At 53.9% G+C, this 11,762-nt stretch carries 9 protein-coding genes; 3 read left to right on the top strand and 6 right to left on the bottom strand.

Features of this window, described 5'->3' with window-relative positions:
- Nucleotides 1–93: 93 nt before the first annotated feature.
- From JIN87_RS27065 to mce, 6 genes are all read right to left on the bottom strand, one after another.
- Nucleotides 94–1,587, bottom strand: coding sequence for a butyryl-CoA:acetate CoA transferase (locus JIN87_RS27065; RefSeq protein ID WP_234033656.1), 1,494 nt, complete (start codon nt 1,585–1,587; stop codon nt 94–96).
- A gap of 72 nt (nt 1,588–1,659) precedes the next feature.
- Entirely contained in the window at nt 1,660–3,123 is a 1,464-nt protein-coding gene (locus tag JIN87_RS27060; protein WP_200359694.1) for a sodium ion-translocating decarboxylase subunit beta, read from the bottom strand.
- A gap of 103 nt (nt 3,124–3,226) precedes the next feature.
- Nucleotides 3,227–3,628 carry a biotin/lipoyl-containing protein gene (locus tag JIN87_RS27055; protein WP_200359690.1) on the bottom strand — a complete coding sequence of 134 codons (402 nt, stop codon included), beginning with the start codon at nt 3,626–3,628 and terminating at the stop codon, nt 3,227–3,229.
- 48 nt (nt 3,629–3,676) lie between these two features.
- Nucleotides 3,677–4,084, bottom strand: a complete 408-nt coding sequence (locus JIN87_RS27050) for an OadG family transporter subunit (protein ID WP_200359688.1) — start codon at nt 4,082–4,084, stop codon at nt 3,677–3,679.
- A gap of 39 nt (nt 4,085–4,123) precedes the next feature.
- Nucleotides 4,124–5,677 carry an acyl-CoA carboxylase subunit beta gene (locus JIN87_RS27045; RefSeq protein WP_200359686.1) on the bottom strand — a complete coding sequence of 518 codons (1,554 nt, stop codon included), beginning with the start codon at nt 5,675–5,677 and terminating at the stop codon, nt 4,124–4,126.
- 42 nt (nt 5,678–5,719) lie between these two features.
- On the bottom strand, nt 5,720–6,127 hold the full coding sequence (gene mce / locus JIN87_RS27040) for a methylmalonyl-CoA epimerase (RefSeq protein WP_200359684.1): 408 nt from the start codon (nt 6,125–6,127) through the stop codon (nt 5,720–5,722).
- Between the two features lie 167 nt (nt 6,128–6,294).
- Here mce and JIN87_RS27035 point away from each other — a divergent pair, with 167 nt between their 5' ends.
- The 3 genes from JIN87_RS27035 to meaB are packed head-to-tail and all read left to right on the top strand — an operon-like array spanning nt 6,295 to nt 11,725.
- Nucleotides 6,295–8,418, top strand: a complete 2,124-nt coding sequence (locus tag JIN87_RS27035; RefSeq protein WP_200359682.1) for a methylmalonyl-CoA mutase family protein — start codon at nt 6,295–6,297, stop codon at nt 8,416–8,418.
- A gap of 26 nt (nt 8,419–8,444) precedes the next feature.
- Complete coding sequence (scpA, locus tag JIN87_RS27030) at nt 8,445–10,628, top strand: methylmalonyl-CoA mutase (protein ID WP_200359680.1); 2,184 nt, start codon at nt 8,445–8,447, stop codon at nt 10,626–10,628.
- Complete coding sequence (gene meaB / locus JIN87_RS27025) at nt 10,625–11,725, top strand: methylmalonyl Co-A mutase-associated GTPase MeaB (protein ID WP_234033653.1); 1,101 nt, start codon at nt 10,625–10,627, stop codon at nt 11,723–11,725. Before scpA ends, meaB begins: the two co-directional genes overlap by 4 nt.
- Nucleotides 11,726–11,762: the final 37 nt, after the last annotated feature.

Below are 11,762 nucleotides of genomic sequence, written 5' to 3'. Positions count from 1 at the left end.
CCGCGCTACGGCTGTGAAAAGGAAAGGGCAGCATCCTCCACGATGCTGCCCTAATGGCGGGTGTGCCACGAATGGCATCTAGGAAACTATTTTCTATCCTGCAGTGATAGTTGCACCACGCATGTCCTTATGCTCTAGGAAACGTTCGTGCATCTTGAATGCGTTCTTGAGCGTTTGCGGTGTGTGACCGCTTTGCATGCTCTTGAAGTAGTCCCAAAGCATCTCCCTGTAGTCGGGATGTACGCAGTTGTTGATGATTGCGTTTGCTCTTCCTTGAGGGTCTTTCGCTCGGAGGTCAGCAATGCCTTGTTCTGTAATCAAAACTTGGACACTGTGCTCACTGTGGTCTAGGTGACTTACCATTGGTACGATCGCGCTGATCGCTCCAGCCTTAGCAATAGATGGGCAGGTGAAGATTGAGATGAAGGCGTTGCGAGTGAAGTCGCCCGAGCCTCCAATGCCATTCATCATTTCCTTACCCATAACGTGAGTGCTGTTCACGTTGCCGAAAATATCTACTTCAATCGCTGTATTGATAGAAATGATACCGAGTCGGCGAATGACTTCAGGGTGATTTGATATTTCCTGTGGGCGCAGCAGCAAACGACGCTTGAAGAAGCTGTAGTTGTCGTAGGTTTGCTGTAGAACCTCAGGACTGAGTGTGAGTGATGTTGCTGAGGCGAAGCTGATTTTGTCTTCGCTCATGAGTTTGATGACGGAGTCCTGGATGACTTCCGAGTACATTTGGAAGCTTGGGATGTCCTCGTTGTCACCGAGCGCTGCGAGAACTGCGTTTGCGATGTTGCCTACGCCTGACTGAATTGGAAGGAACTCAGTTGGTACGCGACCAGCCCGCATTTCGGAAGCGAGGAAGGTCGCGACGTTTTCGCCGATTTTCATTGTGGTCGCGTCTGATTCGCGGAATCCACCGATTTCGTCCGGTGCCTCGGAAGCGACTACACCGATGATCTTGTTTGGATCGATCTGTACGTACTCGGTTCCGATACGGCCGTCGCAGCGCGTGAGGTGGATCGGGCGGCGCATTGGTGGGTCAAGTGGCTCGTAGATGTCGTGGAGGCCGTAGAGGGACTCCTGGTGCGATGTGTTGAGCTCGATGATGACCTTCTCCGCTACGCGAGCGAGTGTTGGCGTAGCGCCAACGGATGTGGTGAGGATTACCTTGCCGTCTGCTTGAACTTCGCTGGCTTCGATCACTGCCACGTCTACCTTGCCAAGGAATCCGTAGCGAAGGTTTTGCGGTAGTGCCGAAAGGTGCATGTCGAAGAACTTGGTCTTGCCCAAGTTGATGTTCTTTCGAAGGAACTTGTCCGACTGGTAGGGCGTGCGCCACGCGACTGCGTCGGCACGTGCTAGTTCGCCGTCAAGGGAATCGCCGGTAGAGGCGCCTGTGATGACTCCGATTTTGAATTCGCGTCCAGAGTTGTGCTCTTCCTTGGCTATTTTAGCGATCGCCTTTGGGACGATTTTCGCGGCGCCTGCGGGCGTGAATCCGCTGAAGCCTACCGTCATGCCATTGGTGATGTAGCTAGCTGCTTCCTCTGGTGTGAGTTCCTTGAGCTTATTCATTTCTATATATGGTAAATCGATTCCGCGCGGATTGGCCGCACGGATTTTTAGAGAGTTAGGGGATTGGCTGGGTTAGTGACCTGAGCCGAAAACAGTCATGAAATAGCCCGCGACTAGGGCGGTGCCGATCACGCCTGCCACGTTGGGCCCCATTGCGTGCATGAGCAGGAAGTTGCCTGAGTCGGCCTTTTGGCCTTCCACTTGGCTCACGCGAGCGGCCATCGGTACGGCGGATACGCCGGCGGAACCGATGAGCGGGTTGATCTTGTTCTTCGAGAAGAGATTCATGAATTTCGCCATGAGAACGCCTGATGCGGTCGCTATTCCGAAAGCGACGATACCGAGAGCCAGGATGGCCAAGGTTTCTGTGCGAAGGAAACGATCGCCGGTCATGGTAATGCCAACACTTGTTCCGAGGAAGATCGTGATGACATTGATCAGCTCGTTTTGGGCGGCTTTTGATAGGCGTTCGGTCACTCCACACTCACGCAGGAAGTTACCCAAGAGCAAGAGTCCGATAAGTGGTGAAGCGGCCGGTACGAGAAGTATACAAAATACGACTACGACGAGCGCGAAGATGAGCTTCTCGAGTCGCGATACTTGGCGAAGGCTCTTCATCCGGATCTTTCGCTCTTGCTCGGTTGTAAGAGCTCTCATGATTGGTGGCTGAATTACCGGCACGAGGGCCATGTAGCTGTAGGCTGCCACGGCGATTGGAGCTAGGAGTTCGGGAGCAAGCGCGTTTGCGAGGAAGATAGATGTCGGTCCATCTGCCCCGCCAATTATGCCTATGGCTGCGGCTTGACTGGAATCGAAGATTCCGGAACCCATCGCTCCAGCATAAGTCGCGAATACGCCAAACTGAGCAGCTGCTCCGAGGAGGAGTGTGCGCGGGTTTGCGATCAGTGGTCCGAAGTCAGTGAGAGCTCCAACGCCAAGGAAGATCAGGGGCGGAAAGAGCTCTAGCACAATCCCGAGGGAGATGTAGTGAAAGAATCCGCCGGTATGGGAGCTGTGGACTGTTAGAAGTTCAGCTCCTTTTACGACTTTATCTCCAACTTCGGCATCGAGCTCTGATACGCTTCCGCTCGCGCTCGCCCATACAAGCTTGTCAGTGTTTCGCAGGGTAACCGGAGTCGAGTCGATGGTGACTTTGATCTCTGAATACTCTGGTTCGACAGCAAAGCTCTCGGGGGAGTCTGGACGAATGACGTACAAAAGCCGTTGTCCGTCCTGCTTCGCTTTTTCGAATTGCGAGAGAAGGAGTTCCTCGGCTTCGGACTTGCTGGTTAGCTTGCCGATCGAAGCGGGCATTTCATGCACAACCGCGGGCATGGTAATGTCTTGTCCGAGACTTACCGTCGAGACGATGACCGTACCATCCACCGGACTCAGGACGGGGCCTGCCGGCGAATTGATCATGTTTTGGGTTGGCAGGTTTGCCAGGAGCGCTCCGAACGCGATGGGTACGAGCAACAAAGGCTCGAACTTTTTGAACACCGCGAGGTAGAGCAGCCCGCCAGCGACGAGCCACATGACGATCATGCGCCATTCTAGAGCGAAGAAGCCCGTTTGGTAAAATAGCTCTTCAAATTGCTTCATAGCATTTGGATGGGAGAGTTCTTACCTGAAGTCCCGGCTATGAGAGCGTGAGCAATGCTCCGCCTTCGTCGACGGATTGACCCGCTTCCACGTGGATGGCTGACACTGTTCCGCTTGTGGGCGCGTTGACGATGGTGTTCATCTTCATCGCTTCGAGGGTGACCACTTGATCTCCTTCGTTCACGGTGTCGCCAATCTTAACATCGACGGAAACGACCTTGCCTGAGAGCGGGCTTGGCACGTCGCCAGGTCCGGCGGGACCGCCAGAGCTAGCGGCAGGCGCTGCAGCTGGAGCGGGAGCCGCTGCTACGGGAGCCGACGCTGCTGCGGGGCGAGAACGAGCGGGAGCGGAACGCTTTGCTGGCTCGTTTTCTTCGCCGAGGATCTCGACGTCGACTTCGTAGGTTTTACCTTCGATGGTAATGCGTAATTGTTTCATAAAATTGTGTTCTGGAAAGATTTTGTAATTGAATAAAGAATACGGAAGCTAGCGCACGCGGTGGGATGAGAAGATCTCGCGTCGACCTTCTTGAGCCCAGCCTTGGGTGGTGCCTCGAATGCTAACGATACGCTGAGGTCGTCCTTCAAGGATGACGTGTGTCGCTGCGGCTATGAGGGCTATAACGTGTGCTGGTATGTCCTCATCGGCTTCGATGCCATTGACCTGTTTTGTCGCCGCTGCCGCAGGTTTGGCTGCGGGGGCGGCTTGAGGCGCTGGCTTTTGTTCTGCGGTGGGCTCTTTGATGAGCCTTGAGCAAAGAACTCCGATCAACGAAGTCACGATGGAGAGGGTGGCCAGGACGACTACCACGAACACGAATCCTCCAACAATGAAGGAGACGTTTTCGAGGACGGTCGGCTTGGCCGCGAGTGCTGCAATGGTGGAAATCATCATAACTTGGCGTACTGTATAGGAAAAGGTTCCAAACGCTAATTAGAGAGGGATGTTTCCGTGTTTCTTTGGCGGGCGGGTGTCGCGCTTGGAGAGCGTGAGGCGAAGCGCCTGCGCTATTTTGGCTCGAGTTTCCGCTGGCTCGATCACGTCTGTGATCATCGCGTTGGCTGCAGCTTGGTACGGAGACGCGAATTCGTCGTGGTATTCCTCGACCAGTTCGGCGGTACGTTTTGCTGGGTCGTCTGCTTCCTTGAGCTCTTTCTTGAAGAGTACTCCTACCGCGCCTTCTGCGCCCATCACAGCGATTTCTGCTGTCGGCCATGCGTAGACCACGTCTGCTCCCATATCTGCAGAACACATTGCGAGATAGGCGCCTCCATAGGCCTTGCGCATGATCAAAGTGATCTTTGGCACAGTGGCGGAGGCGTAGGCGAATAGCATCTTTGCTCCATGACGGATGATGCCGCCGCGCTCTTGGGCGAGACCTGGCATGAAGCCCGGGACGTCGACGAGGTTTACGATTGGGATGTTGTAGATGTTACAAGTGCGGATAAAGCGAGCTCCCTTGTCGGAAGAGTCGATATCGAGCGTACCTGCCTTAACCTTCGGGTTGTTGCCGATGATGCCGACCACGATTCCGCCGATGCGGGCGTAGCCTGTGATGATGTTCGGCGCGAAATCACGCATGATTTCGAAGAAATGTCCGTCGTCTACCAAGTAGTCGATGACCTCGTGAGTATCGAGCGGCATCTTGTTGGTTTCGGGTACCGCTTCATTCATGCGTGGGTCAGAAGCGATGTCGAAGTCCGCATCGAGCTGGTGTGGAGGATCGGAAATATTGTTGCTTGGGAGGAAGGAGAGAAGCTCCGAAGCGAGCTCGAGTGCGTGCTTGTCGTCGTCAGCCACGATGTGGATGTTGCCAGCTACGGAAGCGTGGGCGGAAGCGGTTGCGAATTGCTCGAGGGATGCGTTCTCGCCGGTGGCTGCCTTGATCACGCCGGGACCGCAGATGAACATGTTGGCGTTCTTCTGGGTCATGATGATGAAGTCCGCGAGCGCAGGCGAGTAGGCGGCGCCACCCGCGCATGGGCCAGCGATGATGGCGACTTGTGGTACAACACCTGACAGGAATACGTTCTTGTAGAAAACCTGGCCGTACCCGGAAAGTGAATCTACACCTTCTTGAATTCTAGCTCCACCGGAGTCATTGACGGAAACAACGGGAATGCCCACTTCGTGAGCGTAGTCCATGAGGTCGCAGATCTTCTTGGAGTGGATACGACCAAGGGCGCCTCCGCCAACGGTGAAGTCCTGGCTGAATGCCGCAACAGGACGTCCATCCACGAAGCCAGCTCCGCAAACGACGCCGTCGCCCGGGAGCTTTTTGTCCTTTAGTCCGAAACGGTGGCAGGAGTGAGCGGCGTGTTGGCCGAATTCCTGGAACTCACCATTGTCAAAGAGAGCCTCGAGGCGTTCACGCGCTGAGAGCAGGCCTTTTTCCTTACGCTTATCTAGCTTTGCCTGGCCGCCCGCGAGTGCCGCGGTCTTTCGCCGATTGGCAAGGTCTTCCAAAAGTTTTGGGTCAATACTCATTGTAATGATTTTCTTAGATGCCTTTGTAAAAGTGGCTGAGGACTAGTCCTTCTTGCTCATGCAAAATTCGGTCAACACCCCGTATGTTGACTTCGGGTGGAGGAATGCGACGAGCTTTTCGCCAGCGCCTTCGATGGGCACTTCGTGAATCAATCCGCAGCCACTGTCCTTGGCCTTGCCAAGCTGGCCTTCGATATCGTCAGTGCGGAAAGCGATATGGTGGATTCCTTCGCCTTTCTTCTCGATAAATTTGGCAATTGGGCTATCTTCAGCCGTCGCCTCCAACAATTCGATGTGAACTCCGCCTGCCTCGAAGAATGCCGTCTTCACTTTCTGAGACTCCACGACTTCCGTGCCATGTAGCTCGAGACCGAGCGATTCTTCGTAGTAGCGAGAGGCCTTTTCGAGGTCCTTTACCGCAATTCCGATATGATCAATTTGCTGAATCATTTTTGCTAATAGGTTTTGTGTGGGCGAAAGTTGACGATAAGTTTAGCTTAAGTCAAACACGCAAATAATGAATTAACCTTATTGACAAAAATAATGATAAATTTTTCTCTTATTTGCAAGGAGGCTCTCTTATAACCGGAGAGCTTTTTTAGAAACCTCTTTAGAAAATGAGCAAAGTAACGGAACAAGATCTTCTAAAAGATTTTAAACAAGCGACTTACGAAGAGTGGAAGGATGCGGCTGAGAAGCTGCTGAAAGGCGCTCCTTTTGAGAAGCGAATGCTTACGAAGACGCCTGAGGGGATTACGCTTCAGCCGATCTACCGTAAGGAGGACACGGAGTCATTAGATTCTCTTCAGTCGCTGCCAGGTGAAGGAAACTTCGCTCGCGGTGCCACGGCAGGTGGTTACCTAGCAAACGCTTGGGAAATCGCTCAAGAGCAGCCCTACGGTGACCCGCAGGTCTTTAATAATGCATTGCTCAAGGATTTGAACGCTGGCCAAAGCGCAGTGAACATCCTTTTGGATGCGGCGACTCAACTCGGCAAGGATCCGGATGAAGCTGACATCGCCGAAGTAGGCGAGTGTGGCCTTTCGATCTCGAGCCTCGATGATTTGAAGGAAGCCCTCGCTGGGCTGGAGGCTGAGTTCCTTCCGGTGTATTTCCAAACCGGTTGTTCGGGACTCGCGACGCAGGCGATTTTCGAAACCTGGTTGAAAGGGGAAGGAAAGGAGTTGGCCAAGATCAAGGGTGGTCTAAACATGGACCCCTTGGCGGTGCTAGCCTCTCGCGGCGAAGTGCCGGCTTCTCTCGATGCTTTGTGGGATGAGCTTGCTTTGCTCGTTAAGGCTAATGCGAAGAGTGCTCCGGAATTCACGTCGGCGGGAATCAGCGGCATCCCTTATCATAGTGCTGGCGCGAGCGCGACCGAAGAGCTCGCAAGTGTTCTCTCAAGTGGTGTGGCTTACCTGCGTGCGATGAACGAGCGCGGTGTACCGATTGACGATGCTGCAAGTCAGGTTCGCTTCACGCTCTCGATTGGCGGTAACTTCTTCATGGAAATCGCAAAATTCCGTGCGGCCCGTATCCTCTGGAGCAAGGTCGTGAAGGAGCTCGGCGGTGGTCCAGAAGCGTGCAAGATGAAGCTTCATGCACGTACCGGTATCGCGAACAAAACGCAGCTAGACCCATACGTGAACATGCTACGCACCACGACCGAGGCATTCTCAGCAGTCGTAGGTGGTGCGTCTAGCATCTGTGTCGGATGCTTCGATGAAACAGTTCGCGAGCCAGACGAGTTTTCGCGCCGTATCGCTCGCAATCTGCAGGTGATCCTCCAGGAAGAATGTGAGTTGACCGCGGTAATCGACCCAGCCGGTGGTAGTTGGTACATCGATACGCTAACTGATGAGCTCGCCAAGAAATCTTGGGAAGCATTCCAAGGTCTTGAAAAGGATGGAGGCATCCTTGCTTCCCTCAAGGCTAGCAAGTGGCAAGAGACGCTCGCCGGAACACGTGCAGCAAAGGAGAAGGCGCTCGCCCAACGTCGGGCTAGCTTGATCGGCACGAATCAGTATCCAAATCTTGAGGAGACGCCGCTTGACGCTGCTCCGGGCACTTCAACTTCATTTAAGGAAAAGGTTGCTGCGGCTGCCAAGGCTTCTCGTGAATCATCCGATCGTGGAGCTCTCGAAATTGAGTACGGCAACGCGGACGACGAGGCGAAGATCAAGGTTCTGGTGAATGCAGTTGAAGGTGGAGCAACTCTTGGTCTTTTGACGAAGGTTGTACACGGTGAGACCGAGCCGGAGACTATCGAGAACGCGCTTCCAAGCTGGCGTCTCGCTAAGATCTATGAAGACCTCCGTGCGGCAGCCGCGAAGTTCAAGGCTGACACCGGTTCTGCTCCACAGATCTTCCTCGCAAACCTCGGACCACTCAAAAAACACAAGATCCGTGCGGACTTCACTCGTTCGTTCTTCGCAGCGGGTGGTTTCGAATGCATCTATTCCGAAGGTATCGAAGACATCGATGCTGGAGTGAAGGCGTTCCAAGAATCGGGAACAAAGATCGCGGTAATCTGCGGAACTGATCCTGCTTACGTGGAAACGGTTCCAGCATTGGCAGCGGCCCTTAAGAAGGCTGCGCCAGATATGAAGCTTCTACTCGCTGGTTTCCCAGGTGATAACCTCGAAACCTACAAAGAAGCCGGTCTCGACGACTACATTTTCGTCAAGTCTAACAACTACGATGTTAACAAAGCCTACCTCGAGTGGCTCGGAGTACTATAAACCGCAGTAATAGAAATTTAGATACAATGAAATCTGTAGATTTTTCGACTGTCGCCTTCGAGGCGAATGAAGCGGAAGAGCCGGCCAGCAACTGGGAGGCTGCCTTCGAGGCTGAAAAGGGCAAAGCTGCCGAAGATAGCTCCACTGAGACCATGGAGCGCATCGCGGTTAAACCTTTGTACACGAAGGTTGAATACGAAGGTATGAACCACCTCGGCTTTACTGCTGGCTTGGCTCCGTTCCTCCGCGGTCCCTACGCGACCATGTACGTTTTCCGTCCATGGACTGTGCGTCAGTACGCTGGTTTCTCCACTGCGGAGGAGTCTAACGCATTCTACCGCCGTAACATCGCAGCGGGTCAGCAAGGTCTTTCTGTGGCCTTCGACTTGGCGACACACCGTGGTTATGACAGTGACCACCCACGTGTTTCGGGTGATGTCGGTAAGGCGGGTGTAGCGATCGACTCGGTTGAGGACATGAAGATTCTCTTCAAGGGAATTCCTCTCGATCAGGTGTCCGTCTCCATGACTATGAACGGTGCGGTAATTCCCGTGCTCGCGTTCTATATCGCGTCTGCGCTCGAGCAAGGCTGCACACTCGATCAGCTGAGTGGAACGATCCAGAACGACATCCTAAAGGAGTTCATGGTTCGTAACACTTACATTTATCCGCCAGAACCAAGCATGAAGATCATCGGCGACATCTTCGAATACACTTCGAAGAACATGCCACGCTTCAACTCTATCTCCATCTCCGGTTACCACATGCAGGAAGCGGGCGCGACTGCTGACCTCGAAATGGGTTACACGCTCGCGGATGGTCTCGAGTACTTGAGAAAGGGTGTAGACGCTGGTCTCGACATCGACAGCTTCGCTCCACGTCTGTCCTTCTTCTGGGCGATTGGTAAGAACTTCTTCATGGAAGTCGCCAAGATGCGTGCGGCACGTCTGCTCTGGGCGAAGCTGGTCAAGCAATTCAACCCGAAGAACCCGAAGTCACTCGCTCTGCGTACGCACTCCCAGACTTCTGGTTGGTCGCTTACCGAGCAGGATCCGTTTAACAACGTCGCTCGTACGGCGATCGAAGCCTTGGCCGCTGCGTGCGGACATACCCAAAGTTTGCATACAAACGCTCTCGATGAAGCGATCGCTCTTCCGACCGACTTCTCGGCTCGTATCGCTCGTAATACTCAGCTCTTCCTTCAGGAAGAAACGGGTATCTGTGACGTGATCGATCCATGGGGCGGCAGCTACTACGTCGAGTCCTTGACCAAGGAATTGATGGAGAAGGCTTGGGCGCACATCGAGGAGATCGAATCTCTCGGTGGCATGACCAAGGCGATCGAGGAAGGCATTCCAAAGCTCCGTATCGAGGAAGCTGCGGCCCGCCGCCAAGCTCGTATCGACAGTGGTGCGGAAACAATCGTTGGCCTCAACAAATTCCGCCTCGAAAAGGAAGATCCGCTTGAGATCCTCGACATCGACAATTCTGCGGTACGTGATTCTCAGATCGAACGCCTCAAGGAAATGCGTGCGAACCGCGACGAAGCGGCTTGTAAGGCGGCCCTTGAAGCGATCGAGAAGTGCGCGGCAGGCGGGGAAGGTAACTTGCTTGAGCTCGCGGTTACAGCGGCGCAAGCTCGTGCATCACTCGGCGAAATCTCCGATGCCATGGAAACGTCCTTCGGACGCTACAAGGCGCAGATCCGCTCAATCTCAGGTGTTTACGCTAAGGAATACGGAACCGATCCAAAGATGAACGAAGTTAACGAACTCGTAGAGAAATTCGAAAAGCTCGAAGGTCGTCGTCCGCGTATCATGGTTGCTAAGCTCGGCCAGGACGGACACGACCGCGGCGCGAAGGTAGTTTCTACCGCGTATGCAGATCTTGGATTCGACGTGGATATCGGACCGCTCTTCCAAACTCCGGAAGAAGCAGCTCGTCAAGCGGTCGAAAACGACGTGCACATCCTAGCGATGAGCTCTTTGGCGGCAGGTCACAAGACTCTGCTCCCAATGCTTGTTGAAGCTCTCAAGGAGCACGGTCGCGAGGACATTATGGTTGTCTGTGGTGGCGTAATTCCTGCCCAGGACTATGATTACCTCTACGAAAACGGCGCGAGTGCGATCTTCGGTCCAGGTACGATTATTCCAGAGTCAGCTAAGATCATGCTTGAGACTCTGCTCAAGACTCTCGAAGAAGAGTCATGAGCGAGAAGGGCAAGACCCGTCCACCAGAGTGGCATCCTAGCGACGCCGACAAATCAAAGTTCGCCGGCGAGGTGATGGCTGGAAAGGTCGAAGCCTCGCCCGCGTTCAAGGTTGTCCGCAAACCACGTCGTCGTCCTCTCAATGTGGACGAACTCTACGAAGGCATTATTCGTGGGGATCGGACCGCTCTGGCTCGTGGAATCACTTGTGTGGAAAGTGAAGCTCCACGGCATCAGGTCATTGCCCGTGAACTCTTACGACGTTGCCTGCCACACTCAGGCAACTCTATTCGAATCGGCATCACGGGAATTCCGGGTGCCGGTAAGAGCCAGTTTCTCGAGTGCATCGGGAAACTGCTTTGTGATGCAGACGAACGCGTCGCTGTGCTCGCGGTCGATCCAAGTAGTTCAGTCACTGGTGGGAGCATTCTCGGTGATAAGACACGCATGGAGAATCTCTGTCGCGATGTACGAGCATTTATTCGTCCTTCGCCCGCTGGAGCGACCCTAGGTGGAGTCGCTGCGAAGACACGCGAATCTATGATCTTGTGTGAGGCAGCTGGATACAAAGTAATCTTTGTAGAAACTGTTGGGGTCGGGCAAAGTGAAGTCGCCGTTCGTTCGATGGTGGATTTCTTCCTGCTACTTCAGCTCGCGGGTGCAGGTGATGAGTTGCAGGGAATTAAAAAGGGTGTGATCGAGATGGCTGATGCTATCGTGGTCAACAAGTCCGATGGTGATAACGTTCGCCGGACGAAGGTTGCTCGAGGTGAGTACGCCCGCGTGCTCCAGCATTTGCACCCGTTTACCGAAGGCTGGCAACCCAAAGCGCTTTGCTGTTCAGGTTTGATGGGAACCGGTGTTTGGGAAATCTGGGAAATGGTGCAGGAGTTTTGCGAGAAATTGAAAGCGGAGAACCGGTTTGATGAAATCCGTTCGAAGCAGAACGCTAAATGGTTTAGGTCGCTGCTCGAACAACGCGTCCTCGATGCGTTCTATGCGAAACAGAGTTTAGATGGCGAGTTTGCTCAGCTCGAAATAGACGTATCCGAGGGTAGGATACCGGTTATCGAAGCTGTTGAGACGCTGATGACGTAGCGCGGTGCTTTAGCCCGCGAATAGAAAACTGATCAAT

The organism is Pelagicoccus mobilis (assembly GCF_016595505.1).
In the GTDB taxonomy this organism is placed as follows: domain Bacteria; phylum Verrucomicrobiota; class Verrucomicrobiia; order Opitutales; family Opitutaceae; genus Pelagicoccus; species Pelagicoccus mobilis.
Note: the sequence above shows the minus strand (reverse complement) of the source record. Positions and strands in the feature narration are given on the sequence as shown.

Bases quoted from the DNA above. Each gene is read 5' to 3' on its own strand.
- JIN87_RS27065 (WP_234033656.1), bottom strand. From the start codon at position 1,587: ATGAATAAGCTCAAGGAACTCACACCAGAGGAAGCAGCTAGCTACATC.
- scpA (WP_200359680.1), top strand. From the start codon at position 8,445: ATGAAATCTGTAGATTTTTCGACTGTCGCCTTCGAGGCGAATGAAGCG.
- JIN87_RS27045 (WP_200359686.1), bottom strand. From the start codon at position 5,677: ATGAGTATTGACCCAAAACTTTTGGAAGACCTTGCCAATCGGCGAAAG.
- meaB (WP_234033653.1), top strand. From the start codon at position 10,625: ATGAGCGAGAAGGGCAAGACCCGTCCACCAGAGTGGCATCCTAGCGAC.
- JIN87_RS27050 (WP_200359688.1), bottom strand. From the start codon at position 4,084: ATGATGATTTCCACCATTGCAGCACTCGCGGCCAAGCCGACCGTCCTC.
- JIN87_RS27060 (WP_200359694.1), bottom strand. From the start codon at position 3,123: ATGTGGCTCGTCGCTGGCGGGCTGCTCTACCTCGCGGTGTTCAAAAAG.
- JIN87_RS27035 (WP_200359682.1), top strand. From the start codon at position 6,295: ATGAGCAAAGTAACGGAACAAGATCTTCTAAAAGATTTTAAACAAGCG.
- mce (WP_200359684.1), bottom strand. From the start codon at position 6,127: ATGATTCAGCAAATTGATCATATCGGAATTGCGGTAAAGGACCTCGAA.
- JIN87_RS27055 (WP_200359690.1), bottom strand. From the start codon at position 3,628: ATGAAACAATTACGCATTACCATCGAAGGTAAAACCTACGAAGTCGAC.